Origin of the sequence: Marinobacterium zhoushanense (genome assembly GCF_014641945.1) — a bacterium.
GTDB classification, from domain to species: Bacteria; Pseudomonadota; Gammaproteobacteria; order Pseudomonadales; family Balneatricaceae; genus Marinobacterium_D; species Marinobacterium_D zhoushanense.
This window is the reverse complement of the sequence record NZ_BMIJ01000002.1, coordinates 119,980-145,657: the sequence shown is the minus strand read 5'-3', so window position 1 is coordinate 145,657 and position 25,678 is coordinate 119,980. Positions and strand designations below refer to the sequence as shown.

The window sequence follows — 25,678 nt, the reverse complement described above, 5'->3', positions numbered from 1 at the left end:
TAGGGGATTTGCCCCGATCAGGCTAACCCCCTGCGTAGATCCAGGGTATAGGGATACTCATTGGTCGGCTCCTCCGGCGGTGGCGCCATCGGTTTCGGTCCGCCTTCGTGCGGGAAAAACTCGCGCAGTGCCTGGTGGAAGGGCGGTGGCGTTACGGCGCCCGGCGTATGACCATAATCCCAGAACCGGTTGACGCGACGGGACTCCGCCTCAAACGCATTGATCGGCTGGGTGTCATAACTGCGTCCACCCGGGTGGCTGACATGATAGGTGCAGCCGCCGATGGAGTGACCGTTCCAGGTGTCGATCAGATCAAACACCAGCGGTGCGTGCACGCCGATGGTCGGGTGCAGTGCCGAGGGCGGGTTCCAGGCACGGTAGCGCACGCCACCGACATACTCGCCGTGACGGCCGGTGTTGTTCATCGGTACGCGGCGGCCGTTGCAGGCCAGTACGTAGCGGCTGTCGGTGAGGCCGGTGAGCCGCACCTGCAGCCGCTCCACCGAGGAGTCCACGTAGCGCGCGGTGCCGAAGCTGGAGATCTCCTCGCCGAGCACATGCCAGGGCTCCACCGCCCAGCGCAGCTCGATCTGGATATCGTCGATCTGTACCCGGCCGTAGTGCGGGAAGCGGAACTCCTCGAACGGCGCCAGCCACTCCAGCTGGAACGGCAGGCCGTGCGCCTGCAGATCCTTGACCACGTCATTCAGATCGGACCAGACATAGTGCGGCAGCATGAAACGGTCATGCAGTTCGGTGCCCCAGCGTACCAGCGGCTTTTTGTAAGGCTCTTTCCAGAACCGAGCTACCAGTGCTCTCAGCAGCAGCACCTGCACCAGCGACATCTGGGCATGGGGTGGCATCTCGAAACCGCGGAACTCCAGGATCCCCTGGCGTCCGGACGCGGTACCCGGTGCGTAGAGCTTGTCGATACAGAACTCCGAGCGGTGGGTGTTGCCGGTGATATCCACCAGCAGGTTACGCATCAGGCGGTCCACCAGCCAGGGCTGATCGATCAGCCCCTGCGGCATCTGCTGGAAGGCGATCTCCAGTTCATATAGCGCCTCGTGACGGCCCTCGTCGACACGCGGTGCCTGGCTGGTCGGGCCGATGAACATACCGGAGAACAGGTAGGACAGACCCGGATGGTGCTGCCAGTAGGTGACCAGCGAGCGCAGCAGATCCGGGCGGCGTAGCAGCGGGCTATCGGCCGGCGTAACACCACCCAGGGTGACGTGGTTGCCGCCGCCGGTACCGCCATGGCGGCCGTCGATCATGAACTTCTCGGTGCCCAGACGCGACAGGCGAGCATCCTCGTACAGCGCCGTGGTGTTGTCGACCAGCTCCTGCCAGCTGCCCGCCGGGTGGATATTAACCTCGATCACGCCAGGATCCGGGGTCACCAGCAGTTTCTGCAGTCGCGGATCCTTGGGCGGTTCGTAACCCTCGATCACCACCGGCAGGTTCAGCTCGGCGGCGGTATGTTCGATGGCATTGATCAGGTGGACGTAGTGTTCCAGATAGTTCAGCGGCGGCAGGAACAGGTAGAGGCGTCCGTTGCGCGGCTCGATACAGAGCGCGGTTTTAACCACCTCCGTCCAGCGCTTATCACCCTCCTGAAACTCCAGATCGGCCGCTTCGGCCATCAGCTGGCGCAGGTCTGCACTACTCGGATGCTCGACCGGCGGCACCATGTTGGCGAACGGCAGGTATCCGGGCAGTGGTTCCTTGTCGGCGAAGGGGTCCGCTTCCGGCTCGATCTCCTGCTTGTCGCGGGCCACCCAGGGCAGGGTATTCAGCGGCAGGCGGAAACCCAGCGGCGAGTCGCCAGGAATCAGTGTCAACTGGTCGCGTCTGAGTTCCCAGGGGGTGGAGCGCCAGCCCTGTTTACTATAGTCCCAGCCCAGCGGCAGGACATAACCGGTCGGGGTATCCAGTCCGCGATCAAGCAGTTTGGCCAGACGTTTGCGTTCCAGATCGTCCTTGATGTTGAACTTGCGCGGATCGATGTTGACCGGCAGCTGTTGCTCCTGCCACAGGTAGTAGAGGGTGTCCTCGAAGGCGTCGATCAGGTATTTGTGGCTGATCTCCAGGCGTTGACACAGGGTTTTCATGAACCACTGTGCTTCGGCCAAACCGTGGCCATAGTCCTTGTCGACCCGGGCCAGGAGTTTCGGCTCGTGCCAGAGCGGTTCGCCATCGGTACGCCAGTAGCAACCGAGCGCCCAGCGTGGCACCTCCTCGCCCGGGTACCACTTGCCCTGACCGTAGTGCAGCAGCCCGCTGGGCGCGAAGCGCTGGCGCAGGCGCAGCAACAGGTCCTTGGCCAGTTTCAGCTTGTCGTCACCCAGGGCTTCGATATTCCACTGCGCCGAGTCCATATCGTCGATGGAGACAAACGTCGGCTCGCCGCCCATGGTCAGACGTACATCGCCCTCGGTCAGTTCGGCGTCGATCGCTTTACCCAGTGCATCGATGCAGGCCCACTGCTCCTCGCTGTAGGGCTTGGTGACGCGCGGGTCTTCGTGGATGCGGAACACCTCGTTGGCGTAGGCGAACTCCACTTCGCACTTGTCGGTGTAGCCGGAGATCGGTGCTGCCGAAGCGGGTGACGGGGTGCAGGCCAGCGGGATATGGCCTTCACCGGCAAACAGACCGGAGGTGGGGTCAAGGCCGACCCAGCCGGCGCCGGGGATGTAGACCTCGCACCAGGCGTGCAGATCGGTAAAGTCTTCGGCCGCACCGGAGGGACCGTCCAGCGCCTCCTGATCCTGTTTCAGCTGCACCAGATAACCGGAGACAAAGCGTGCCGCCAGTCCCAACTTGCGCAGGATCTGCACCAGCAGCCAGCCGGTGTCGCGGCAGGAACCCTTGGCCAGGTCGAGCGTCTGCTCACAGGTCTGCACACCGGGTTCCAGGCGGATGCCATATTCGATCTCTTTCTCGAGGCGCTGGTTCAGCTCGACCAGGAAATCGATGATCCGTTTTTTATCCCGCGGTACGCTGGCGACCCAGGCGTCTAGCTTTGTGCCCTGCTCGGTTACCTCCAGGTAGGGCTGCAGCTCCTTTTTCAACCCCTCGTCGTAACTGAAGGGGTAGTCCTCGGCGTAATCCTCGACGAAGAAGTCGAACGGGTTGATCACCGTCATATCGGCGATCACCTCCACTTCGAACTTGAACTTGCGCGTCTTCTCCGGGAACACCAGCCGTGCCATATAGTTGCCGAACGGATCCTGCTGCCAGTTGATAAAGTGCTGTTCCGGCTCGATCTTCAGACTGTAGCTGTGGATATGGGTGCGCGAATGGGCGGCGGGTCTCAGCCGTAGCACGTGCGGCGAGAGGGATACCGCCCGATCGAAGTTGTATTCGGTCGAGTGTCGAATCGCAATGCGGATAGTCACGGCTTAAAGTCCTTCAGGGTACGGGGAACCAGGTCTGGTAAATAGCCTCATGCAGCTTGCCCAACTGCACCTGTAGATCGTTGAGAAAATCGCGGAAATCCTGGCCAAGATCCTGGTCCGTTTCGATCAGGAAGGCACTGGCGTCGATCTCTTTCACCACTTTGCGCACGTTGTCATTTTTCGGCAGTTTTCCGGCCGCCACGTCGATCTGCAGTAGGCAGAAATGCACGGCACGCGGGAAGTGGGGGTCGTTGAGCATGAAGTCGGCGACCTCGGGACCCGAGACTGCGGCCTTTACCGTACGGCGATAGCTCATGTAGGCGCTGGCGGAGCGCAGGACGTTACCCCAGACGATCTGACGCAGGTTCACGCTGGCGTCACCGTTGACCTCGATCAGCGCGAACGCGCCGGCGTCGATCAACCGGGTGGTCATGTCGGCGCGCTCCAGATCGCGGCCCAACTTCATAAACTGCCAGCCGGCGTCATGGCTCATGGTGCCGTAGAGCAGACCGGACAGAGTTTGACAGCTCTTGATGATATCGGACAGGAACTCGTGACGACGGCTGCGGTTGATACCTTGCTGAATGTTATCGCGGGCGAACAGGTAGAGTTCGTTGATCTGCTCCCAGGTTTCGGCCGGCACGACGTCACGCGAGGTGCGGATGTTTTCCCGCACCATTTTGATCGCTGTCAGCATGGAGCTCGGATTGGTATCGTCGGCCAGCATGAACTTGACCACGTTACGTTCATCCTGGTTCTTGTAGCGATCCTCGAACAGCTCGGTGGCGCTATTGAGAATGACCAGGTTATACCAGCCGATGTTGATTTCGTTGGGCACGTCGAACAGCAGTTTGTCGTAGACACTGACCAGACGGGCGGTATTTTCGACACGCTCCAGATAGCGCGCCATCCAGTAGAGGCGTTCAGCCACGGTAGACAACATGATCAGGCCTCCCCAGTTTCGACTATCCAGGTGTCTTTACTACCGCCGCCCTGCGACGAGTTGACCACCAGTGATCCCTTGCGCATCGCCACGCGGGTCAACCCGCCGGTGGTGACATACATCTCCTTGCCCTGCAGAATGAAGGGGCGCAGGTCCAGATGACGCGGCTCCAGCGCACCCTTTTCGACGATAGTGGGCGCCGTGGAGAGTTTCAGCGTCGGCTGAGCAATATAGTTGCGGGGGTTTTCCTTGATCAGTTTGGCGAAGGTGGCCTGATCCTTCTTGGTCGAGTGGGGGCCGACCAGCATGCCATAGCCGCCGGACTCGTTGGCCGGTTTGACCACCAGTTTGTCCAGGTTGGCCAGTACGTATTCACGCTGCTCTGGATCCTCGCAGAGGAAGGTTTCCACGTTCTTGATAATCGGTTCCTCGTTGAGATAGTAGCGGATGATCTCCGGCACATAGGCATAGACCACCTTGTCGTCGGCAACGCCGGCGCCAGGCGCATTGGCCAATGCCACGTTGCCTTTCTGCCACGAGCGCATCAGTCCGGGCACGCCCAGAACCGAGTCCTTGCGGAACACTTCCGGATCGAGGAACAGGTCGTCGATACGGCGGTAGATCACGTCGACCCGCTCCAGTCCACTGATTGTGCGCATATAGACGCACTCATCCTCGCCGACACACAGATCCGAGCCCTCAACCAGCTCCACCCCCATCTGCTGAGCCAGAAAGGCGTGCTCGAAATAGGCGGAGTTGAAGATGCCGGGGGTCAGCACTACGACGACCGGTTTCTTAACCTTACGTGGCGACAGTGACACCAGTGTGTCGAACAGGTTGGCGCAGTAATCATCTACCGGCAGGATGCGATCCTTCTCGAACAGCTCCGGCAATACTCGCTTGGTGATACCGCGGTTTTCCAGCATGTAGGAGACGCCGGAGGGCACGCGCAGGTTGTCCTCCAGTACGTAGAATTCGCCATCCTCGGCACGCACCAGATCGGTGCCGCAGATATGTGCCCATGCACCGAAAGGGGGGGAGATGCCAACGCACTCGGGGCGGAAGTTTTTCGATTCGGTAATGATGTGTTTGGGGATGATGCCATCTTTGATCACGTTCTGGTCGTGATAAAGGTCGTCGATGAACATGTTCAGCGCCTTCAAGCGCTGCTTCAAACCAGCGGCCGTCGTGGACCACTGTCGTGCTGAAATGGTGCGCGGGATGATATCAAAGGGCCAGGCGCGGTCGATGTTGCCCTCTTCTGTGTATACCGTGAAACTGATTCCCATCTCCTGGATCGTCGCCTCTGCCATCTGGCGGCGTGTTTCCAGCTCCTCGTCGCTTAGCGATCCCAGGTATGAAATAAGCCGTCGGGCGGGCGCGCGAGGATTGCCGTTGGCGGTGATCAGTTCGTCAAAAAAATCCTGAGGTTCGTATCTCTTCCAATCCATACTCATGCATGAGCCCATCATCGACAGTAGCTGTTGTTAGGCTTCGAACCTGGCTGTCCGAAGCCCTGTTCTGTGTTGCGTTTTGGAAGCGGCCAGGGGGCGGTTATCCCAAGCCTGGTGATGAATGCTGATACTCCTGACGTCGTCTGAAATAAACAGTTCGACTGTGCAATATGCAAGCCAGTTGTGGTGTATCGGTGCGGATTTTTGGCCTTTAGGTCAAGTTGGTTCACGGTGCGACTTAATATCCCTGTCGCGCCACCCATCGAACCCCTTTATGTATAGCAGTGACTCGGCCCGGGCGGAAGTCGTCTTTGTCAGGTCAGCTAGATTTCATCGTAATGCAACTCCAGGCAGGGGCCTTGCAAAACAGGTCGTGCTGGGGTGTCCGCGTCAAGACTCACGAGCAGGTAACGACTGCGTTTGAGGGCCTGCCAACGCTCCGGCGATACTCGCCATTCCGTTTCGGCCGCTCCCAGTTCGCCGAGCAGCACCGGTGGCTCCCGCTCGCTGCCGTCCGTCCACAGGTACGACTGGGCTGGTGCGTGGGGCAGGAAGGACTCCGTCCATTGCGCATAGAGGCGGGAGTGCCCAGGCTTTTCGTCCTGATAGGCGCTGATTACCAGGCGGATTTCGCCGTTGGCGGAGAGTGGTGCGAGGTATGCGGGGCTCGGGTGCGACTCGCTGGGCATCCAGGTGTTGTATGCCAGTGCAAGCAGCAGCAAGCTACTGACCAATGTGGCCAGCCGCCAAGGCCAGAGTCGCTGCCAAAGGGGCGAGGGGCTGGGTGTCCGGTCGGTGTTGATCAAGACATCGATCGACTGCCAGACTTGAGGCGGTGGTGGTCGGGGGGGAAGCTGCTCCTGTAACGGCAGCAGGTGCTGGCTCCAGCGCTCCACCGCTGCCGAAAGCAGGAGCTCCGTTCGACATAGCTCTTCCATTCGTGCCCGGCACAAATGACTCATCCGCCCGGTGACGTAGTCGGCCGCCAGTGCATCGCACAGCCCAGGGTCGCGATATCGCGCTATTCCAGGCATCGTTTCAACTCCCTGAGGCCGCGGCGGATCCTCGATTTGATACTGCCCAGCGGCGCCCGGGTCAGCGTTTGCAACTCGGCGTGGCTGTAACCCCCGATATAACTCAGCAAAATCAGCTGTCGAACCTTGGGCTGCAAGCCGTTGAGGCAACGCACGACACTCTGCTCAAGCCAAGGTACCCCCTGGTGTTGTGTCTCGAATATCTGCTCCAGAGGTGCTATCGATCGGCTGTTTAAATGGCGGGCCGGGTCGGCACGCAGGCGATCGATTGCCAGGTTACGAGCGGCAGCGCAGAGCCAGCCCCAGGGTGATCCCCGTTGGTAATACTGATCGGCGCGATACCAGACCTTCAGATAAAGCTCTTGAAGCTGCTCGGCACTGGTGGCTTCGTCATGCAGGATGCGCATCATCAGCCCCATCAGCCGGGCACTGGTCAAGGCGTAGAGGCGTTCAAGCGCCTGCGAATCGCGTTGGTACGCGATCCGCTTCAACAGCGGCGCCAATTCTTGTTGCCATGCAGGACTCTCGCGGTTGGCCCCCATCCTCGCCTCGTCTTCATCCCATCCTCGGGTTATGCGACGAAGTATAGTGGGGATGTCAGTATCCGCCGCCGTTGCCATTGCCGTTATAGGAAGAGCCGTAGCCCCTGTATTGATGGCGCGCCTCTTTGGCAGGTTGGACATGCCAGACGCCCTTGAATCCATTTCCGCTAACGTCACCGGGTTTCCGATCGCCGATATAGCGATAGAGCGGTTTGCCTTCATAAGCCCACTGTATGCCGCCATCGTTGCGCTCCATCAGCGTGAAGTCTCCCTTTTCGCGTGCATCCGGCCCAGCCATGAACGGCGGCCAATTTTTCGCGCAAGTGTCATAGCAGGCTGACATTCCCTGGGCATCACGATCGAAGGTGTACAGGGTCATACCGTCATCTGTGGTCAGGATTTCGCCGGCGCTGGTGGACCGGCTCATCACCGGCAGGTTGGCGTAATCCGCGGAATAGCCGGAACCACACCCCACCAATGTAGAGATGGCCAGCGCAAGAATAAGTCTGCTCATCGTCTGTCTCCTCTCGTTTATTGGGGTATCTAAAATGGAAGACGGGTTTAACCGGTTTTTGGATGCAGCGCGCGGAAAATCTTTTTGCGGGCCTCTTCTATACTGAAGTCATTCAAGAGCGAGGCCTATATGAATTTACGCACGCGCTTGCGGGTATTCTGCACACTGCTGATCCTGCTTTGCGTCCCGGTATCGGAGCGCGCCTCGGCAGTCGAAGTCGATCAGGCACCGCCCGATGCGCTCTGGGAGCTGTCACTGGATGGCGTGGTAGGGCCGGCGACGGCAGATTATGTCAGCCGGGGACTGAATGCAGCCGCTGCTGGTGGTGCACGTGCGGTGCTGCTTAAGATCAACACACCCGGCGGTCTGGACCAGTCGATGCGGCAGATGATCTCCGCGGTACTGGCCTCACCGATCCCGGTGATCTGTTATGTCGCCCCGGGTGGCGCACGGGCCGCCAGCGCCGGTACCTTTCTACTCTACTCCTGCCATGTGGCGGCGATGGCGCCGGCGACCAATCTCGGTGCGGCGACGCCGGTGTCGATCGGTACACCGATGAGTCCATCGCCGGACGACTCCGGTGGGCAGAACGGTAACGGCCAAGCCTCGCAGCCGGGCAGTGCCATGGAGCGCAAGGTCACCAACGATGCAGTTGCCTATATCCGTGGACTGGCCGAATTGCGTGGGCGCAATGCAGACTGGGCCGAACAGGCGGTGCGGGCAGGGGTCAGCTTGACTGCGAACGATGCGCTGAAGCTGAACGTCATTGATCTGATCGCAGTCGATACCCAGGCGTTGTTAAACGAGATCGCCGATAGGACGGTGAACATTCAGGGCCGGCAGGTCAGCCTGGATCTGACCTCGGCACCTGTTTTTGTGCTGGATCCAGACTGGCGCAGTGAGTTCCTTGCCGTCATCACCAACCCCAATGTCGCTTATGTACTGATGCTGATCGGCCTGTATGGGCTGATCTTCGAGTTCTCCAATCCCGGGTTTGGGGTGCCGGGCGTGCTGGGTGCCATCTGTTTGCTGGTGGCGCTGTATGCGTTTCAGATCCTGCCGGTCAGCTACGCCGGGTTGGGGCTGATGTTGCTCGGCGTCGGCTTGATCGCGGCGGAAGCGATGATGCCCAGTTTCGGCGTTCTCGGTATCGGAGGGCTAGTGGCGTTTGTCGTTGGCTCGATCATCCTGATGGATACCGAGCTGCCGGCCTATCAGATCGCGTTGCCGGTGATCGTGGCTCTGACGGCCACCACCGGGGCTTTGATGTTCCTGATCCTGGGCATGGCCTGGCGCGCGCACAGGCGGCCCCGTACCTACCGCGTCGGTGCCGCACAAGACAACGTCACCATCGAACAGGTGCGTGACGGCCAGGTGCTGGCGCGTTTCGAGGGAGAACTCTGGACGGTTCGCTGTGGCGATCCGTTGCAGGTTGGAGACCGGGTTCGGGTCCAAGAGATCGATGGATTGACCCTTGTCGTCGATAAGTTGGAGGCTTGAGATGATCGGATTTCCCTATTTCGTCGTCACCGTCGTTGTCCTGGTGCTGCTGCTGTTGATCTCCATGTTCCGTATTCTGCGCGAGTATGAACGTGGGGTGATCTTTCTGCTGGGACGTTTCTACAAGGTCAAGGGACCGGGGCTGATCATCGTGATCCCGGTGATCCAGCAGATCGTCAGGGTGGATCTGCGTACTCTGGTGATGGATGTGCCGACTCAGGACGTGATCTCGCGCGATAACGTGTCGGTCAAGGTCAACGCGGTGATCTACTTCCGCGTGGTTGATCCGGAACGGGCGATCATCCATGTGGAGAACTATCTGGAAGCGACCAGCCAACTGTCGCAGACCACCTTGCGATCGGTGCTGGGACAGCATGAACTGGACGACATGCTGGCTGGGCGAGACAGGCTCAATGCTGATATCCAGCAGATCCTGGACAAGCAGACCGACGCCTGGGGTATCAAGGTCGCCAACGTGGAGATCAAGCATGTGGATCTGGACGAGAGCATGATCCGTGCAATCGCCAAACAGGCGGAGGCGGAACGCGCTAGGCGGGCCAAGGTGATCCACGCCCTGGGTGAGTCGGAGGCGGCGGAGAAACTGCTGAGTGCGGCGAAGACGTTGTCGGCTCAGCCGCAGGCGCTGCAGCTACGCTATATGCAGACGTTGACCGAGATTACCGGTTCGGGTCAGAACAGCCACACTATCGTGTTTCCGCTGCCGGTCGATCTGATCAACCGCTGGGTAGGACTTGGTGAGCCGGCCGACAAAAAGCCCCCTCCTGAAGAGCAGGGCTGATTCGGTCGGCCGGTAACCGGGACACCGCTTCAGGCATTGGTAAGAGCCTCGAGCGCCGCTAGGGCGCAGAGGATATCCTCATCCTCCCGTCCGCCGGCGACACCGATGCCACCGACCACCTGACCGTCAACAATGACCGGCTCGCCACCACCGAATAGCGCCACGCGTGGATGCTGTGCCAGTCCGGTCATCACCACCGGACGGTTCTCCAGTTTCTCTTTCCAACCGAGGGTCGGCGCTTTGAAATTCGCGGCGGTGTAGGCTTTCTTCTGCGCGAAATCGAACGCCGGCAGCGGCGCACCCGGCATGCGCAGTGCGACCAGAGGGTTGCCGGCCCGGTCAACGACAGCGATGTTCATCTTTACGTCCAACTCGGTCGCACGCGCTAGCGCAGCATTGGCGAGCAGTTGGGCGGCTGCCAGTGTCAGGCTGGGGAGGGTTTCGGTTTTGATCATGGTTCTCTGCCTAGCGTATTAAAATCAGCCGGTTATTAGAAATGGACCAAGGGCGCGAGTCCAGTTCGAAGCGGAATCGCGCCATTCGATTTTGCGGACGTCAGAAGAGGCTCACTGCTTGATGCGGTAGCCGCTGCGGAAGATCCACCAGATCAGCCCCAGGCAGGTCAGCAGGAACAGTAGCGTCATGCCCAGGCTGAGTCCCACGGCCACATCGGAGATGCCGTAGAACGCCCAGCGAAAACCGCTGATCAGGTAGACCACCGGGTTGAACAGGGTCAGCGACTGCCAGGGCTCCGGCAGCATATTGATCGAGTAGAAGGCGCCGCCGAGGAAGGTCAGCGGCGTGATCACCATCAACGGGATCACCTGCAACTGCTGGAAATCGTTGGCCCAGATGCCGATGATAAACCCGAACATGCTGAAGGTGAGCGCAGTGAGGAGCAGGAAACCGAGCATCCAGAACGGGTGGGCGATGCTGTAATCGACAAACAGCCGGGCGGTGAGCAGGATTAGAACGCCGATGATTAAAGACTTGGTCGCGGCGGCGCCGACGTAGCCGGCCACAATCTCGAACGGCGATACCGGTGCCGACAACACCTCGTAGATGGTGCCGGAGAACTTGGGGAAGAAGATACCGAACGAGGCGTTGGAGATGCTCTCGCTGAGCAGTGACAGCATCAGCAGGCCAGGGATGATAAAGGCGCCGTAGCCGACGCCGTCGATCTCGCCCATGCGTGAGCCGATGGCGGTACCGAAGACGATGAAGTAGAGCGAGGTGGAGAGTACTGGCGAGGCGATGCTCTGCATCAGCGTGCGCCGGGTACGGTTCATCTCGAACTTGTAGATTGCGAGTATGCCGTTGATATTCATTGCTTATCCTTGTTCGCTTCGGCCCTGAACCAGACTGACGAAGATCTCTTCGAGGGAGCTCTGCTTCGATTGCAGATCCTTCAGATCGATGCCCAGATCACTGAGCGCCCTCAGCAGCTTGGCGATGCCGCTGGTTTCCTGGTGGGTATCGAAGTGGTAGGTGAGCTGTTCGCCATCCTCGCTGAGGGTCAGGTTATAGGGGGCGAGCGCTGCCGGAACCTCGTTCAGCGGTGTCTGCAGGTGCAGGTGCAGCTGCTTCTGCCCCAACTGCTGCATCAGCCTGTGTTTATCCTCCACCAGCACGAGTTCGCCGCGGTTGATGACGCCGATGCGGTCGGCCATCTCCTCCGCCTCTTCGATGTAGTGGGTGGTCAGGATGATGGTGACGCCATTCTCGCGCAGGCCGCGCACCATCTCCCACATGTCGCGGCGCAGCTCCACGTCGACACCGGCGGTGGGCTCGTCGAGAAACAGGATGCTCGGCTCGTGCGATAGCGCCTTGGCGATCATCACGCGTCGTTTCATGCCGCCGGAGAGTGCCAGCATTTTCGAGTTGCGTTTATCCCAGAGCGAGAGCTGGCGCAGGATCTTCTCGATATAGGCGGGGTCGGCGGGCTTGCCGAACAGTCCGCGGCTGAAGGATACGGTGTTCAGCACGCTCTCGAAGGCATCGGTGGTCAGCTCTTGTGGCACCAGGCCGATCAGGCTACGTGCCTTGCGGTAGTTATCGACGATATCCACGCCGTCAGCGGTGATTCTGCCGCTGGTGGCGTTGACGATACCGCAGATGATGCTGATCAGCGTGGTCTTGCCGGCTCCATTGGGGCCGAGCAGGGCGAAGATCTCGCCCCGGTGAATCTCCAGATCGATCGCTTTGAGAGCGGTAAAGCCGGAGGCGTAGGTCTTGCCGACCTCCTCTATCTTGATGATCGGTTGCACGGGCTTTCCTTGTCGCAATTGCGCGGTGTTGGGTTATTTACCGCCTGAGTGTAGCGCGACTTGGCCAGGCAGAGCGATCCATCGTGAGAAGAGAGCGGAGCGTTTTGTCGAGTGCGGCGTATAACCGGTGCTGGCGTTAACGGATCTCGATATCGGGGAGCCAGCGGGATTCCAGCTTGAAATCGCCGATATCGAATTTGCCCACAGGCGGCGTGCTCGGGTCATCCGGCGGTGAGGCAAGTAGGTTCAGATCCAATGCGCGGGCCTCGCCACGTATCACGCCGTCCTCGTCCAGATGCAGAGGGTAGTAGATGCCGTTCCATAACCTGGCACCGAAGGTGTCCGATTCCTTGAACAGGAATAACAGGTCGTGCTCCAGCCACCTGAGATCCTCGGTAGTGAAACTGCGGGGATTGGCGTAAGGGTAGGGTACATAGCACCAAAGCTCGGGCCCCTGCAGACACTTCATCTCCTTCATCGACAGGAAATGGTCGTGGAACTGGCTGAGATCCAGATCGATGCTGTAGCCGTACCGATCTCCATCTGCCGCAATGGTCAGTGAGCCTATCGCCTGTTCCACGCCTTGACCGTCGAGCAGGTAGATCTGCCGTTCGCCGGTCAGCTCAGCTTGAGCCGGCAGCGACGTGCACAAGACCTGCAACGATGCAATCAGAACCGCAGTACGTAGCGACAGCAACATAACCCGACTCCCTGACTTGGTGGTTTCTGTCAGTGTAGAGCGGCAGTTGGGTGCAGCAATGCTACTTGCGTACCTTTTTCGCTGGAGCGTGCCCAGCCGGCCGGTTAGCTAGTCCTGAACTGGGACACCAGAGTCTCGAGGTGCTCTCGCTTGCCGTCCAGTTCGCTTAGCAGCGAATTGCTTTGACATAGCAGCTCAAACACCAGGGCTGACGTATCGGCAATGTGGGTGGCATTGACATTCAGTTCGTTGATCACCGAACTCTGCTCCTGGGTTGCGGTGGCGACCTGGGTGTTCATCGCGGTGATCTGGGCAATCTCATCGACGGCGGCTGCCAGTGCCTCGCGGGCGACATGGGTCTGCTCCAGACCCTGGTCCACCAACTGTGAATTCTGCGCCATCGCCGAGACGGTTTCCCGGGCCTGCAGCTGCAGCTTCTCGATAACGCCCTGAATCTCGGCGGTCGAGCTCTGGGTTCGCGCTGCAAGCGAGCGAACTTCGTCGGCGACGACGGCAAAGCCGCGTCCCCGTTCACCGGCCCGGGCCGCTTCGATCGCGGCGTTGAGTGCCAGCAGGTTGGTTTGCTCGGATATCCCACTGATGGTATCCACTACCGAACTGATGGTTTGAGTCTGGCTGGCCAGCTGCTCGATCTTCTCCCGGGTGGCGAGATTGCTGTCATGCAGGGCGATCATCACCTTGCCAGTTTCATCGACCCGGGCGTTGGTCGCGCTGATCTGCTGGCAGGCGGTTTCGGTTCGTTCTGCGGTGGTGCCGGCCAGCTGGCTGACCTCGCGGATGCTGTGGCTCATTTCGTTGGTTGCGGTGGCGACGGAATCCGCCTCCAGTTGCTGACGCTTGACGCATTCGTCGACCTGACGGGTCATCTCGTGCAGGCGGATAAAGGAGTCGCGCATGATGCCTTCCGTCTGCTGTATATCGACGATCAACTCCCTGATCTTGTTTAAAATGGCGTTGAATCCACTGGCCAGCACGCCGACTTCATCCTTGCGCTCGTCATCCAGCTTCTGGGTCAGATCGCCGCCTTGTTTAGCCATGGTCAGCAGCCGGGCGCCGATGCTGAGTATCGGACGGGTGGTGCGGTTGGCGATCAGTACCATCAAGAGGATAAATGACACGGCCACCAGCAGACTCATGGCGCTGCTCATCAGCAGCACCCGATCGATCTTGGCGGAGGGCTCCCGGGTTGGCAGCATGGCGACGATCTTCCAGTTGAGCTCCGGGATGCCGACACTGGCGACATAGTAGTCTTCAGCGTCGTGGGTGACTCGATCGAAGGCATAGCCGGAGCCAGGCTGCAGCAGGTTGCCGGCGGCGTTTGCGAAACCGTCGAGTTTTCTCAGCCTGTCTTGCGCGAGGGATGACAGCTTCGGATGGATCAGTACCTTGCCGTCCATATCAGTCACGAATACGTAGCCGGTCTCGCCGATTTTGTTGCTCAGTATATCGGCGCTGATCTCGTCGACACCGTAGCCGAGCCCCGTTACGGCCAGGTCCCGGCCCTGACTGCGGGCGCGGTAATTGACGAAAGCGGTGAGCTTGTTGGAGCCACCCTCATAGTCGAAGCTGATCTCGAACGCCTTGCCGGACGCGAGGAAGCCGCTGAACCAGTTATCGTCAGCGGTAATCTTCCGGGTCACGCCGCCTTGCGTGATGTAATCCTTGCTGACATTGGACACCCAATAAACAGTGCGGGCTCCGTTCTCCTGCTGAATATGCTTGAGCAGCCTCAGCACCTGCGGCAATTGCTGCGGATCCTCACCCGAAGCGCTCCAGTCCAGAAGGTCCACGTTCTGGGCCAGCGCCTGCGACAGGATCAGTGGCGTACTGAGTTGGTGCAAAACTCGCTCTTTCACCTTGCCGAGCTGGTTAGGTAGCAGGTCTTTTTCGATGCTGTCTTCAAACACGCCGGTGAATAGAGTGTTGTTCAGGAGTACCGTGGCGAGCGACAGAGTGAGCAGTGACAGGGTGATGATGGCAATCAGCGCTTGGCGGATCGACAGATGTTTCAGCCGGAGTTTCATGACGAGCCTCGCTTTTTGATCGCATATTATTATTTCTGACCATTTGGTCAAAATTTTGCCATTTTGTCATGTGAAATCTTAAGCGCTCAAAGTCTCTATAAACGCGGCTGTTTTCATATCGTGAACGAGGTATTGATCTGTGATGGGACAGCTCTGGCAGTTGCCAAGGTAGGTGAGGGTAGGTAAAGGCCTTGCAGTATCAATGCGTTGCGCGTTGAATTCGGGCTATTTTTGTGTCGAATGTGGCGGGATGTGTGGAGTTGGGGGACGAGCCGACAGCGGAGTGGGCGACCTCAGAGGCCGGCCCTCTCCTCACGCTTTTCCGGGTGCAAGCAGTGTGGCTCCTCATGCGGGACACCAGCTGACAGCCTGTTATTCAGGTAATCGGTAAGCGCCTTCAGCGGTGCGGGCTCGGCGGTGGTGACCAGCTCCGTGCCTCGTTCGGCAAGTCGGCGGGTCACACCATCGCCGGCGGAGCCGGCAATCGCGATATCCACAGCGTGCAGTGGATGGCGACGGCCATCGTCCCGGACATGCCATTCATGTAGAGAGCCAGTCTCCGTCAGGTTTATCTCCCAAACCAGCTCTGGTTGGTCGTCATTGGGTTCCAGGGCATAGACATGCCAACGCTTGGCGCGGCCGGCGTGTGGAGCGACGAGCCCTTGCTCATTGGTCGCTATCGCTATCAGACGTGATTTCATGATTAATGCATTCATTATTTAAGAGTATGTCGGGCAGTTTATCCCATCCCCTGCTCAGGGGAATGACCAAGCTCAAGCTAAGGTGGCTGTGGTCATGTACGTGCTGCTATTCTTCAAGTTCAGGATGAACCAGGGATGCAGAGGTGCCGGACTGATGTACGCCAGAATGCGAGGGCCGCGTTCTTTTGTGTTGGTTGTCATACTGCTGGCGAGCATTTCCCGGTTGAGTGTCGCGGAGCAGCCGATACGTGTCGGTGTATATGAGAACCCGCCCAAACTGTTTCTCGACCCAGAACAGAGTGCGCCTAATGGATTATTGGGTGATCTGCTGGTGGAGATTGCACGGCATGAACGCTGGACACTGCAAGCCGTACCCTGCGAATGGAAGGAGTGCCTGGCGGGCCTGAAGACGGGCCGAATCGATATTCTGCCTGATGTGGCGGAAAGTGCCGAAAGGCGCAGCCTAATGGCATTTCATCAGGTGCCGGCGCTGCGCAGTTGGTCGCAGCTCTTTGCCCGGGAGAGCGAGCGCCTGGCGTCTCCGCTTGATCTTGCCGGACGACGCATCGCCGTGTTGCAGGACTCGATTCAACAGGACTACCTACGCAACCTCAGCCAGAGTTTTGGTATCGCAATCGAGTTGCTGGGGGTGCGCTCATTCGATGAGGCGTTCTCTCTTGTCGCAGCGGGTAGTGCGGATGGGGCCGTGGTCAACCAGCAGTATGGCGAATTTAACGCGGCTGCATTCGATCTGGTTCCGACGCCGCTGATGTTCCAGCCCGTTCAACTATTCTACGCAGCACCACTGGGGCAGGGTGAGGCGATATTGCAGCGTATCGATGCCCGTTTGACCGAGTGGAAGCAGGACGCGGATTCCCCTTACTACGAGATCTTGCAGCACTGGGGCCCCAGATTGCCCACGTCGCCGCTACCGCAAAAGATACTCTGGGGGATGGGCCTATTGGCGACCCTGTTGGTGCTGGCCGCTGTCTTGTTGGCCAGCCTTAAACGCAAGGTGAAGCAGAAGTCGCGGGATCTGGCTGAAAACGACCGTCGTCTCAACACCATCCTCTCCAACGTAGATGCCTATATCTATATCAAGGGTTCGGATTACCGCTACCAGTATGTTAACTCCCGTGTTGCGCAGCTGTTCAATCTGCCGGAGGAGGCGATATTGGGCTGTACGGATGAGCAGTTCTTCGCACCGGACACGGTGACATCGATTCGGGCTCAGGACCAGCGGGTTTTGCTGCTTGGTGAGCGGGTGGTTGACGAGGTCACGCAACAACGTATCGACAATGCGGAGGCGCGTACTCATTTGACCGTCAAGCAGCCGCTACGCAACGAACGTGGCGATATAGTCGGCCTGGTTGGGGTTTCCACCGATATCACCGAGCGCAAACGCAGCGAGGAGCAGATTCATCAGCTCGCGTTTTACGACAGTCTGACCGGGTTACCCAACCGTAATCTGCTGATTGAACGCCTGGATCACGCGCTGGCAACCACGTCGCGCACCGGGGTGGTTGGTGCGGTACTGTTCATCGATCTGGATAACTTTCGCGATCTGAACGATACCCTGGGTCATCGAGCGGGTGACCTGATCCTGCGTCTGGTGGGCGAGCGGTTGCAGCTCAGAGTCAGAGAGGGGGATACCATTGCCCGCTTCGGAGGTGACGAGTTCGTACTGGTGATCGAAGGGTTGGATGATGCGGTGGAGGAGGCACTCTTCCAGGCCGAGCATCTGGCAGAAGTCCTGTTGAATTTGATCAACCAGGCGTTTGAGTTTGAAGGCAATATCTACACGCCAACGGCGAGTATCGGTATCGTGCTGTTCGAGCGCCAGCGCCACAGCGCCGACGACATGATCAAGTGGGCTGAGTTGGCGATGTATGAGGCAAAGGCGGCGGGACGTAACAGCGTACGCTTTTTCGATCCCTCAATGCAGGCTCAGGTGCGTTCCCGTGCGGAACTCGAAGCCGGTATTCGCAGGGGGCTGGACAACGGCGAATTCGAGCTTCATTACCAGCCGCAATACAGTGACGATGGTGAGCTTGTGGGCGCTGAAGCGCTGCTGCGCTGGCAGCATCCGGAGCGGGGGATGGTATCACCGGCGGAGTTTATTCCGGTCGCCGAGGCCAGTGGCTTGATCCGCCCGCTTGGGCACTGGGTACTCGAGGAGGCGTGTCGTCAGCTGGTGCGTTGGGACACCGATCCCGTGCTGGGCAGCATTGCCATATCGGTCAATATCAGTGCCGTGCAGATGCATCATGAGAATTTCGTCAATGAGCTGCTCAACGTGCTCGAGCATAGCGGTGCGAATGCACGGCGATTGAAGCTGGAACTCACCGAGTCGATGTTGGTACGCAATGTTGAACAGACCATCGACAAAATGGCTGCGTTGCGTCGGCGTGGGGTCGGCTTCTCGCTGGATGATTTCGGTACCGGTTACTCCTCCCTCATCTATCTAAAACGTCTGCCCCTGGATCAGTTGAAGATCGACCAGGGGTTTGTCCATGACCTGTTGCATGATGCCAACGATACCGCGATCGTACGTACCGTGATTGCCCTCGGCCAGAGCCTTGAGCTATCGGTCATTGCGGAGGGGGTGGAAACCGATGAGCAGCGCAGCGTGTTGACGGATTTTGGTTGTCGTTACTTCCAGGGCTACCTGTTCAGCCGGCCGCTGCCGGCTGAAGCGTTCGAAGCCCTGGCGCATGAGCAGGTTTGATCAGGCAAAGAGTGATCAGGCGAACAGGAAGTTGCTGATCAGCTCCTTGCCGCCCTCGGTGGCGAAGGATTCGGGATGGAACTGGATGCCGTGAATGGGATAGTCGCGGTGCCTGACCCCCATGATTTCGAAACGGCCGCCCTGGTGGATATGGTCGATATCGTCGAAGTTCGCCCGCGGCAGGTCGCCGACGGCGGCAGTCACCTGCAGACACTCCGGCAGCGATTCCGCCTCGGCGATCAGCGAGTGGTAGCGCATGATCTCCAACTGGTCGGGCGTATTCTTGAACACGCCCTCGGCGTTATGGGTGATCGGGCTGATCTTGCCGTGCATGGGCAGCGGCGCTTTGACCACCTTGCCGCCAAACACATGCACGATACCCTGCATACCCAAACACACACCCAGCAGGGGTGTGGTCGGTCCCAGTTCGCGAATCACCTCGGCGCAGACGCCGAAGTAGGCCGGATCATCCGGTGAGCCCGGTCCCGGTGAGATGATCAGGCGGTCCGGGTTGGCGGCGCGTACCTGATCCAAGGTGACCTGGTTATTGCGTTTGACGACGATGTCGAAAGAGTCGATCTCCCCCTTCAGCTGCGCGCTGGACAGGATCTCGCCGATGTACTGATACAGGTTATAGGTGAAGGAGTCGTAGTTATCGATGATATAGACCTTCATGCTGCTCTCTCCCTCATGCCTGCTCTGGCTGTATAAACGTGTCCAGCACCTTCTTGGTACCGGCGAACTTACGGCGAATCTCCTCGTATTCGTCCTCCGGGTTGGAGTCGTAGACATTACCGCCGCAGGTCTGCACATAGGCGTTCTCGCCATTGGCGAACACGGTGCGGATCGGGATGGCGAAGGTGCAGTCGCCGTTGAAGGAGAAGTGACCCACAGCGCCGCCATAGGGACCGCGACCGTCCGATTCCAGGTCGTCGATGATCTTCATCGCCTCGATCTTCGGCGCGCCAGTCAGCGTGCCGGCCGGGAAGTTGCTGGCCAGCGCCGAGAACATATCCTCGGTTTCGGCGATGATGCCGACAATCTCGCTGGAGATATGCTGCACATGGCTGAAACGCTTGATGTCCATCAGGCTGCGCACCTTGACCGTGCCGAAGCGTGCCACGCGGCCGATATCGTTGCGGTGCAGATCGACGATCATGTTGTGCTCAGCGATCTCCTTCGGGTCGTTGAGCAGGGCGCGGGCCAGCTGGGTGTCCTCCACCTCATCCTTGCCGCGCTTGGTAGTACCGGCCAGCGGGAAGGTCTCCATCTCGCCCTGGCGCAGGCGGAACAGCAGCTCCGGGCTGGCGCCGATCAGCTTCTGTTCGCTGAACTTGACGTAATACATCTGCGGGGAGGGGTTTACTTCACGCAACTGCTCGTAGATGGCGATGCTGTCGCCCTCCAGTTTGAAACGCTTCTTGAAGCCCACCTCGCATTGGAAGATCTTGCCGTCGATGATGTCCTGTTTCACCTTCATCACCGCCGCCGCATGCTCTTCCTGAGACATGGTTTCGCCCATCGGGGTGATAACGAGTGGGCCGTTTTCCGCCGCCGGTTCCGCGAGGATCGATTCGATCAGCTCCATGCGGCTATCGGTGTAGTAGAAATAGATCACCTCGCCGGTCATCTTGTCGAGGATCAGACCGTCCTTGAACACACCGAAGCGGAACACGTCGAACAGTTCACTGTGCTGAAGGTTCAGCGTCGGCTCGAAGTAGTTCATGCAGTCGTAGCCGATATAGCCGGTCAGGCCGCCGGCGTATTTCCGCGAGATGATGTTCTGCGGCACGATTTCGCGCAGAAGGTAGTAGGGGTTATCGCTGGGATAAGTTTCCTTGCTGCCGTCGCGCTGCTCGATGTGCAGGGCGCCCTCGGTGGCGTACAGGATCTGCTCCGGGTCGAAGCCGATAATCGAGTAGCGGGAGATGAAGCTCTCCTCGCCGAGCGACTCGAGCATGAAGCAGTTATCGAAGCGCTTCTCGATCTTCTTGAACAGGCCGAAAAAGTCGGTATCCGCGGTCAGCGTGACGTAGTGCGGCTTGCGCGGCAGTTCTATTTTGGCGGGTCTGGTCATGGTATCTGGTCGTTCCCGGTTCAGGGTGTTTCCGATTTCAGGGCGCGTGAGCCACGGGTGACGGTGGCGATGCCGACGCCGAGCCGGCGTGCAATCTCGCGTTGCGGTACTCCCTCCTCGAGCAGTCGCAGGATCTGCAGGCGCTTGCACACCTCGGTCAACTCCGAAGGGGTCAGCAGCTCGCTCAGCGCCTTTTCCAGGGAGGCGCGGTCGGGCATGCCGAGCAGGTGATCAAGCAGTTCGTCGAGATAGGGTGTACTCATGTACTAGTACGCTATCACAAAACCTCCTGTAGTCAATCGAATTCGTATCCGGTGTTTCAGTTTTTCAACGACGCTCCAAATTGCTGGTACTGCGTTGATCCAAATTAAGGTAAGTGCCAATTAATATGTATGACAATTGCAACATATTGGGTCGCCTGTCCGGCGTATCGACAGTAAGGCAACTATGCGCACATGAGACAGCTTGTCCTGCAAACCAAATACTGGCCGCTGCCACTGATTATCTGGAGCGCTCTGGTGCTGGCCTCCTTCAGCTGGAACTGGGAGCGGCTGGATCGCCATACCCTGGATCTGGCGGCTAACCGGGCGCACTTTGTGTTTAAGGTGGTGGAGTCCGTGCGTATGTGGAATGCGCGTCATGGCGGGGTGTATGCACTGATCGATGAAACTACGCAGCCCAACCCCTACCTGAAGATCCCCGAGCGTGACCTGACCTCGACTGACGGTCTTGCGCTCACGCTGCTCAACCCGGCCTATATGACGCGTCAACTGGCCGACGTGGTCAAGGAGATCAGCGATGTACGCCTGCACCTGACCAGCCTGAAGCCGCTGAATCCCGGAAATCTGGCTGATCCTTGGGAAACCCGGGCGCTGCAGGCATTTGAGCAGGGAGAGAAAACGCGACTTGAGTTGGTCGATCAGGGTGAAGAGCGGATGGTGCGTTTTATGGCACCACTGTTTGTCGAACAGGAGTGCATGCAGTGTCATGAACACCAGGGGTACCAGGTCGGCGATATCCGCGGCGGGCTCAGTGTCAGCTATTCGGCCAGCCCGCTGCTGCAGAATGAAGCGGTCGGTCTGCGACATCTGATCTGGGCACATGCCGGCACCTGGCTGCTGGTATCGGCGTTGCTCCTTGTGGGTCTGTCACAGATTCGCCGGCATATGCTCTCTCTGGCAGAAGCCAAGCAGCAGTTGGACAGTTTGGTGAGGCAGCGCACCGCTGAACTGCACACGCTGACCAAGGCGGTTGAATACAGCCCGATATCGACCGTTATCACTGATAAGAGCGGTTGCATCGAGTATGCGAACCCCAGGTTCAGCGAAGTGACCGGCTATGCGCCGGATGAGGTCGTGGGCTGTAACCCGCGTCTGCTGCAATCGGGCGAGACCCCGGTTGAGGTCTATGAGGAGATGTGGGCGACCATTACCGGCGGCGACATCTGGAAAGGTGAGCTGCTCAATCGAAAGAAGAACGGCGAACCATACTGGGAGCATATCTCAATCTCGCCGATCCGCGATGCCGAGGGCAGTGTCAGCCACTTCGTGGCATTGAAAGAGGATGTCACTGACGACAAGGCGCGTGTCGCCAGGATTCACTACCAGGCTAACTACGACGATCTGACCGGCCTGCCTAACCGCAAGTATTTTCGTGAACTGTTGTATCAGCAGGTTCGCCATGCGACTCAGGGCAGCAACGCCTTTGCGTTGATGTTCATCGATCTGGACGGTTTCAAGAACATCAACGATACCTTCGGTCATGATGCCGGGGATCTGCTGTTGCAGGAGTCGGCAAGGCGGATCACGGAGTGCGTGCGCAAAAGTGATATTGTTGCCCGCCTGGGGGGCGATGAGTTCGTGCTGATCCTGCAGCACACCGGTTGCTCCCATGCGATCTCGCTGATAGCGGAGAAGATTCTGCACCGGTTGATGCAGCCGTTCCAACTGGACGATTCTCAGGGGCATGTGGCGGCGTCTATCGGTATTGCGCGCTATCCCCGTGACGCCAGCAGTGCCGAGGATCTGCTCAAAAGGGCCGACAGTGCCATGTACCAGGTCAAACATGCAGGACGGCGAAACTACTGCTTCTACGACGATGAGGGCGTCGCGTTGGATAACGCCCGTGCCTAGCCGAATGATCGATCGGGTATCTGGTACGAGCGTATTTACCACTGAAACTATCCGATTTCGACCGCCATGGCCTCGTTGGCGGCGTGCGTTCATTACTGACTGCACCGTCAAGGGTGCGAGCTGGCGCCGGACACTGTAAAATTGCGCGCCATAAATCTACCGGTATACCGGCGGACTCTATTTATGGTGCGAAGCGGCGGCTTCGAGGAGAAAAGTGTGAGCGAAACAGTCGACAAACGTATCGATGGTAAGGCGGTGGCTGCAGAGCTGCGTAAAGAGATTGCCGAAAAGGTCAGGCAGCGTCGTGAAAAAGGCCTGCCGGCACCGGGGCTGGCGGTAGTGCTGGTCGGCGTGGATCCGGCGTCGCAGGTTTACGTCGGAAGCAAGGTGCGTGCCTGTGAAGAGGTAGGCTACCTGTCGCGCAGTTTTCGTCTTGATGCTTCCACTCCCGAATCTGAGCTGCTGGCACTGATCGACAAGCTCAATGCAGACCCGGAAATCCACGGTATCCTCGTGCAACTGCCGTTGCCCAAGCAGATCGATGTGCAGTCGGTGATCGAACGCATTGACCCGAAGAAAGATGTGGATGGCTTCCACCCCTACAATCTGGGCCGTCTCGCGGGCAAGGCACCGACTTTGCGCCCGTGCACCCCTTACGGTTGCATGCGCCTGCTGGATGCCTACGGCATCGACCCGATGGGCAAGAACGCTGTGGTGATCGGTGCATCCAATATCGTCGGCCGTCCGGTTGCGCTGGAACTGCTGATGGCCCGTGCGACAGTCACCGTGTGTCACTCCAAAACCAAGGATCTGCCGGGTGAATTGGCGCGTGCCGATATCGTCATCGCTGCTGTCGGTATCCCCAATTTCGTTAAAGGCGAGTGGCTCAAGCCCGGCGCGGTCGTTATCGATGTGGGCATCAACCGTCTGGAAACCGGCAAGCTGGTCGGCGATGTGGAGTTCGACTCCGCCTATGATCGCGTTGCAGCGATCACGCCAGTGCCGGGCGGTGTCGGTCCGATGACCATCGCCTGCCTGCTGCAGAACACGCTGGAAGCCTGCGAAGCGATCGAGCGGCATCAGGCGTAAAGCAGAATACCCCCTGGGACTCGATGAATCCCAGGGCTATCTGTTCAGTCGACCAAAGCCGGCGTTAATTGTCGCGTCGGACCGAGTTCAACGACCGAAGCCGCCCATGATGGCTCGGACGGTGGCCGGAATATCCCCAGGCAGTACCACCATCTTGCTGTTCTCAGAGCCGGAGAGTTCCTTCATCGCATCGATATAGCGCTCGCCGAGCAGGAACATGACCGGGAGCTCGTTCTGCTGGATCGCTGAGGTGACCTTCTCGATCGCGGCCTGGCTGGCTTCGGCCAGCACGATCTTGGCCTCGGCATCGCGGCGGGACGCCTCCAGGCGGCCTTCAGCTTCAAGAATCGCGGCCGCTTTTTCACCGTCGGCACGGGTCACGGTGGCGCGACGGCCACGCTCGGCTGCAGCCTGCTCCTCCATCGCCTTCTGCATGGTGTCAGACGGATTGATATCCTGTATCTCCACCGTTTTCAGCGTGATGCCCCAGTCTGAGATGTCGTCGGAGATGGCGGTTTTCAGCTTCGCCTTGATCGCGTCGCGGTTGGAGAGGGCGTCGTCCAGATCCATCTCGCCGATGATGGAGCGCAGTGAGGTCTGCACCAGATTCTGGATCGCGATGCGGTAATCCTCGACGCCGTAGACCGCTTTCTCCGGCGACACGATGTTGATATAGGCCACGGCGTTGGCAATGATCACCGCGTTATCCCGGGTGATCACCTCCTGAGAGGGGATATCGAGCACGATATCCTTGGTCGTCACCTTGTAGGCCACGGCATCGATATAGGGGAAGATGAAGTTGAGGCCGGGGCCGAGCGTGCGGTGGTACTTGCCCAGGCGCTGCACCACGAACTTGCTCCCCTGGGGGACCGTCTTGACTCCCAGGGCGAGGGTGACGATTACCAGCACCAGAAATACGGATGCCATTACCAATCCATCGATAAACATGAGCAGGACTCCTTGCAGTTAGCAGTAAGTTGAGAGCGGTCAGTTGAGATTCAGCGTTTCTCTACGATCAGTGTGTTGCCGGACAGCTCCAGCACGAACACCCGGTCGCCCAGGCTGACCGGCTCAGAGCAGATAAACTCCCATTCATCGTCACCGAGCAGCGGGGTGGAAAAGCGCACTATGCCGCGCTGTCCCTCTTCGGGAGCACGGATTACCTGTCCGGATTCGCCACGGATAGCTTCGCGGGCGATACCGGCCTTGGTATGGTCCTGCATCCATGGACGGAAGAACCGGAACCAGATCAGGGTAAAGGCGGTGGATGACAGTGCCCAGATCAGCAGTTGCCAACTCAATGAGATATCCACCGACAGGGCAAGCAGTCCTGCGATGATGAAGGCGCCCAGGCCGAACCAGAAGATAGTGAAGCTGGGAACGACCAGCTCGGCCAGGATCAGTAGCATGCCAAAGACGATCCAGTGCCAATATTGAATTGCGAATTCCATCTCTTCTCCTTTGGGCGCCACGCGGGGGGATGTCGGGAATCATCGGCTACCGGTCGATAAAGGTCAAATTACTCCTTTATGAAGAGGAGGGGCTGAACTAGGATGGAGTTTTGCACGCTCAGCACCGCTGGTGGCCGGATAGCCGCGTCTATGGCAAGACGCAGGCTCTATGACCGGCGACAGCCTGAGTTTTGATCTCGCTCTACAAATATCGTTTGCAGGCCGATAGCTTCGCCGTTCGGCTTGCAAGTTGAAACGTTTACGCTAAGAATCGACGCTGCATCAAACGGGAGTTTGATGC

General features: G+C 59.0%; 22 protein-coding genes. 5 read left to right on the top strand and 17 right to left on the bottom strand.

Annotated elements, in window-relative coordinates; all coding sequences use genetic code 11:
• Positions 1–17 precede the first annotated feature (17 nt).
• The 6 genes from IEX40_RS04910 to IEX40_RS04885 form a co-directional block, all read right to left on the bottom strand.
• Positions 18–3,401: a transglutaminase family protein gene (locus IEX40_RS04910; RefSeq protein WP_188746000.1), complete on the bottom strand. Its 3,384-nt coding sequence runs from the start codon at positions 3,399–3,401 to the stop codon at positions 18–20.
• Between the two features lie 13 nt (positions 3,402–3,414).
• On the bottom strand, positions 3,415–4,344 hold the full coding sequence (locus IEX40_RS04905) for an alpha-E domain-containing protein (protein ID WP_188745999.1): 930 nt from the start codon (positions 4,342–4,344) through the stop codon (positions 3,415–3,417).
• Between the two features lie 2 nt (positions 4,345–4,346).
• Positions 4,347–5,801 carry a circularly permuted type 2 ATP-grasp protein gene (locus tag IEX40_RS04900; RefSeq protein ID WP_188745998.1) on the bottom strand — a complete coding sequence of 485 codons (1,455 nt, stop codon included), beginning with the start codon at positions 5,799–5,801 and terminating at the stop codon, positions 4,347–4,349.
• 320 nt (positions 5,802–6,121) lie between these two features.
• Positions 6,122–6,832, bottom strand: coding sequence for a hypothetical protein (locus tag IEX40_RS04895; RefSeq protein WP_188745997.1), 711 nt, complete (start codon positions 6,830–6,832; stop codon positions 6,122–6,124).
• Positions 6,820–7,374 (bottom strand): sigma-70 family RNA polymerase sigma factor, encoded by a 555-nt coding sequence (locus tag IEX40_RS04890; protein ID WP_188745996.1) that lies wholly within the window; start codon positions 7,372–7,374, stop codon positions 6,820–6,822. The genes IEX40_RS04895 and IEX40_RS04890 overlap by 13 nt, the downstream gene beginning before the upstream one ends.
• A 55-nt stretch (positions 7,375–7,429) precedes the next feature.
• The gene (locus IEX40_RS04885; protein WP_188745995.1) at positions 7,430–7,888 is read right to left on the bottom strand and encodes a COG4315 family predicted lipoprotein; all 459 of its coding nucleotides are present in this window, start codon (positions 7,886–7,888) and stop codon (positions 7,430–7,432) included.
• A gap of 129 nt (positions 7,889–8,017) precedes the next feature.
• Here IEX40_RS04885 and IEX40_RS04880 point away from each other — a divergent pair, with 129 nt between their 5' ends.
• A complete protein-coding gene (locus IEX40_RS04880) occupies positions 8,018–9,388 on the top strand; it encodes an NfeD family protein (protein WP_188745994.1) in 1,371 nt (456 codons plus the stop codon).
• 1 nt (position 9,389) lies between these two features.
• On the top strand, positions 9,390–10,187 hold the full coding sequence (locus IEX40_RS04875) for a slipin family protein (RefSeq protein ID WP_188745993.1): 798 nt from the start codon (positions 9,390–9,392) through the stop codon (positions 10,185–10,187).
• Between the two features lie 29 nt (positions 10,188–10,216).
• On the opposite strand, the gene IEX40_RS04870 is transcribed toward IEX40_RS04875, so the two are convergent.
• The 6 genes from IEX40_RS04870 to IEX40_RS04845 form a co-directional block, all read right to left on the bottom strand.
• Positions 10,217–10,642, bottom strand: coding sequence for a GlcG/HbpS family heme-binding protein (locus tag IEX40_RS04870; protein ID WP_188745992.1), 426 nt, complete (start codon positions 10,640–10,642; stop codon positions 10,217–10,219).
• 111 nt (positions 10,643–10,753) lie between these two features.
• Positions 10,754–11,515: an ABC transporter permease gene (locus IEX40_RS04865; protein ID WP_188745991.1), complete on the bottom strand. Its 762-nt coding sequence runs from the start codon at positions 11,513–11,515 to the stop codon at positions 10,754–10,756.
• Positions 11,516–11,518: 3 nt separating this feature from the next.
• Positions 11,519–12,454, bottom strand: a complete 936-nt coding sequence (locus IEX40_RS04860; protein WP_188745990.1) for an ABC transporter ATP-binding protein — start codon at positions 12,452–12,454, stop codon at positions 11,519–11,521.
• A 136-nt stretch (positions 12,455–12,590) separates the two neighbouring features.
• Positions 12,591–13,154 carry a hypothetical protein gene (locus IEX40_RS04855; RefSeq protein ID WP_188745989.1) on the bottom strand — a complete coding sequence of 188 codons (564 nt, stop codon included), beginning with the start codon at positions 13,152–13,154 and terminating at the stop codon, positions 12,591–12,593.
• 104 nt (positions 13,155–13,258) lie between these two features.
• Entirely contained in the window at positions 13,259–15,199 is a 1,941-nt protein-coding gene (locus tag IEX40_RS04850) for a methyl-accepting chemotaxis protein (protein WP_188745988.1), read from the bottom strand.
• 293 nt (positions 15,200–15,492) lie between these two features.
• A complete protein-coding gene (locus IEX40_RS04845; RefSeq protein ID WP_188745987.1) occupies positions 15,493–15,900 on the bottom strand; it encodes a NifB/NifX family molybdenum-iron cluster-binding protein in 408 nt (135 codons plus the stop codon).
• 94 nt (positions 15,901–15,994) lie between these two features.
• Between IEX40_RS04845 and IEX40_RS04840 the strand changes: the two genes are divergently transcribed.
• Positions 15,995–18,628 carry an EAL domain-containing protein gene (locus tag IEX40_RS04840; protein ID WP_229680588.1) on the top strand — a complete coding sequence of 878 codons (2,634 nt, stop codon included), beginning with the start codon at positions 15,995–15,997 and terminating at the stop codon, positions 18,626–18,628.
• A 15-nt stretch (positions 18,629–18,643) separates the two neighbouring features.
• Here the strand turns inward: IEX40_RS04840 and IEX40_RS04835 are convergent, their stop codons facing one another.
• The 3 genes from IEX40_RS04835 to IEX40_RS04825 are packed head-to-tail and all read right to left on the bottom strand — an operon-like array spanning position 18,644 to position 20,968.
• Positions 18,644–19,303: an anthranilate synthase component II gene (locus IEX40_RS04835; protein ID WP_188745986.1), complete on the bottom strand. Its 660-nt coding sequence runs from the start codon at positions 19,301–19,303 to the stop codon at positions 18,644–18,646.
• 13 nt (positions 19,304–19,316) lie between these two features.
• Positions 19,317–20,705 carry an anthranilate synthase component I family protein gene (locus IEX40_RS04830; RefSeq protein ID WP_188745985.1) on the bottom strand — a complete coding sequence of 463 codons (1,389 nt, stop codon included), beginning with the start codon at positions 20,703–20,705 and terminating at the stop codon, positions 19,317–19,319.
• 20 nt (positions 20,706–20,725) lie between these two features.
• Positions 20,726–20,968: a Trp family transcriptional regulator gene (locus IEX40_RS04825; protein ID WP_188745984.1), complete on the bottom strand. Its 243-nt coding sequence runs from the start codon at positions 20,966–20,968 to the stop codon at positions 20,726–20,728.
• 192 nt (positions 20,969–21,160) lie between these two features.
• Here IEX40_RS04825 and IEX40_RS04820 point away from each other — a divergent pair, with 192 nt between their 5' ends.
• Positions 21,161–22,837, top strand: coding sequence for a diguanylate cyclase domain-containing protein (locus tag IEX40_RS04820; RefSeq protein ID WP_188745983.1), 1,677 nt, complete (start codon positions 21,161–21,163; stop codon positions 22,835–22,837).
• 183 nt (positions 22,838–23,020) lie between these two features.
• Positions 23,021–23,926, top strand: coding sequence for a bifunctional methylenetetrahydrofolate dehydrogenase/methenyltetrahydrofolate cyclohydrolase FolD (folD, locus tag IEX40_RS04815; RefSeq protein ID WP_188745982.1), 906 nt, complete (start codon positions 23,021–23,023; stop codon positions 23,924–23,926).
• An 87-nt stretch (positions 23,927–24,013) separates the two neighbouring features.
• Here the strand turns inward: folD and IEX40_RS04810 are convergent, their stop codons facing one another.
• On the bottom strand, positions 24,014–24,874 hold the full coding sequence (locus IEX40_RS04810; RefSeq protein ID WP_188745981.1) for an SPFH domain-containing protein: 861 nt from the start codon (positions 24,872–24,874) through the stop codon (positions 24,014–24,016).
• A gap of 50 nt (positions 24,875–24,924) precedes the next feature.
• Positions 24,925–25,377, bottom strand: a complete 453-nt coding sequence (locus IEX40_RS04805) for an NfeD family protein (RefSeq protein ID WP_188745980.1) — start codon at positions 25,375–25,377, stop codon at positions 24,925–24,927.
• Positions 25,378–25,678 lie beyond the last annotated feature (301 nt).

What these genes read in the sequence shown, in the direction of transcription:
- IEX40_RS04850 (WP_188745988.1), bottom strand. Translation starts at nt 15,199, where the DNA reads ATGAAACTCCGGCTGAAACATCTGTCGATCCGCCAAGCGCTGATTGCC.
- IEX40_RS04835 (WP_188745986.1), bottom strand. Translation starts at nt 19,303, where the DNA reads ATGAAGGTCTATATCATCGATAACTACGACTCCTTCACCTATAACCTG.
- IEX40_RS04870 (WP_188745992.1), bottom strand. Translation starts at nt 10,642, where the DNA reads ATGATCAAAACCGAAACCCTCCCCAGCCTGACACTGGCAGCCGCCCAA.
- folD (WP_188745982.1), top strand. Translation starts at nt 23,021, where the DNA reads ATGGTGCGAAGCGGCGGCTTCGAGGAGAAAAGTGTGAGCGAAACAGTC.
- IEX40_RS04900 (WP_188745998.1), bottom strand. Translation starts at nt 5,801, where the DNA reads ATGAGTATGGATTGGAAGAGATACGAACCTCAGGATTTTTTTGACGAA.
- IEX40_RS04875 (WP_188745993.1), top strand. Translation starts at nt 9,390, where the DNA reads ATGATCGGATTTCCCTATTTCGTCGTCACCGTCGTTGTCCTGGTGCTG.
- IEX40_RS04855 (WP_188745989.1), bottom strand. Translation starts at nt 13,154, where the DNA reads ATGTTGCTGTCGCTACGTACTGCGGTTCTGATTGCATCGTTGCAGGTC.
- IEX40_RS04895 (WP_188745997.1), bottom strand. Translation starts at nt 6,832, where the DNA reads ATGCCTGGAATAGCGCGATATCGCGACCCTGGGCTGTGCGATGCACTG.
- IEX40_RS04865 (WP_188745991.1), bottom strand. Translation starts at nt 11,515, where the DNA reads ATGAATATCAACGGCATACTCGCAATCTACAAGTTCGAGATGAACCGT.
- IEX40_RS04845 (WP_188745987.1), bottom strand. Translation starts at nt 15,900, where the DNA reads ATGAAATCACGTCTGATAGCGATAGCGACCAATGAGCAAGGGCTCGTC.
- IEX40_RS04820 (WP_188745983.1), top strand. Translation starts at nt 21,161, where the DNA reads ATGAGACAGCTTGTCCTGCAAACCAAATACTGGCCGCTGCCACTGATT.
- IEX40_RS04830 (WP_188745985.1), bottom strand. Translation starts at nt 20,705, where the DNA reads ATGACCAGACCCGCCAAAATAGAACTGCCGCGCAAGCCGCACTACGTC.
- IEX40_RS04840 (WP_229680588.1), top strand. Translation starts at nt 15,995, where the DNA reads ATGTACGTGCTGCTATTCTTCAAGTTCAGGATGAACCAGGGATGCAGA.
- IEX40_RS04805 (WP_188745980.1), bottom strand. Translation starts at nt 25,377, where the DNA reads ATGGAATTCGCAATTCAATATTGGCACTGGATCGTCTTTGGCATGCTA.
- IEX40_RS04905 (WP_188745999.1), bottom strand. Translation starts at nt 4,344, where the DNA reads ATGTTGTCTACCGTGGCTGAACGCCTCTACTGGATGGCGCGCTATCTG.
- IEX40_RS04890 (WP_188745996.1), bottom strand. Translation starts at nt 7,374, where the DNA reads ATGGGGGCCAACCGCGAGAGTCCTGCATGGCAACAAGAATTGGCGCCG.
- IEX40_RS04880 (WP_188745994.1), top strand. Translation starts at nt 8,018, where the DNA reads ATGAATTTACGCACGCGCTTGCGGGTATTCTGCACACTGCTGATCCTG.
- IEX40_RS04885 (WP_188745995.1), bottom strand. Translation starts at nt 7,888, where the DNA reads ATGAGCAGACTTATTCTTGCGCTGGCCATCTCTACATTGGTGGGGTGT.
- IEX40_RS04810 (WP_188745981.1), bottom strand. Translation starts at nt 24,874, where the DNA reads ATGTTTATCGATGGATTGGTAATGGCATCCGTATTTCTGGTGCTGGTA.
- IEX40_RS04825 (WP_188745984.1), bottom strand. Translation starts at nt 20,968, where the DNA reads ATGAGTACACCCTATCTCGACGAACTGCTTGATCACCTGCTCGGCATG.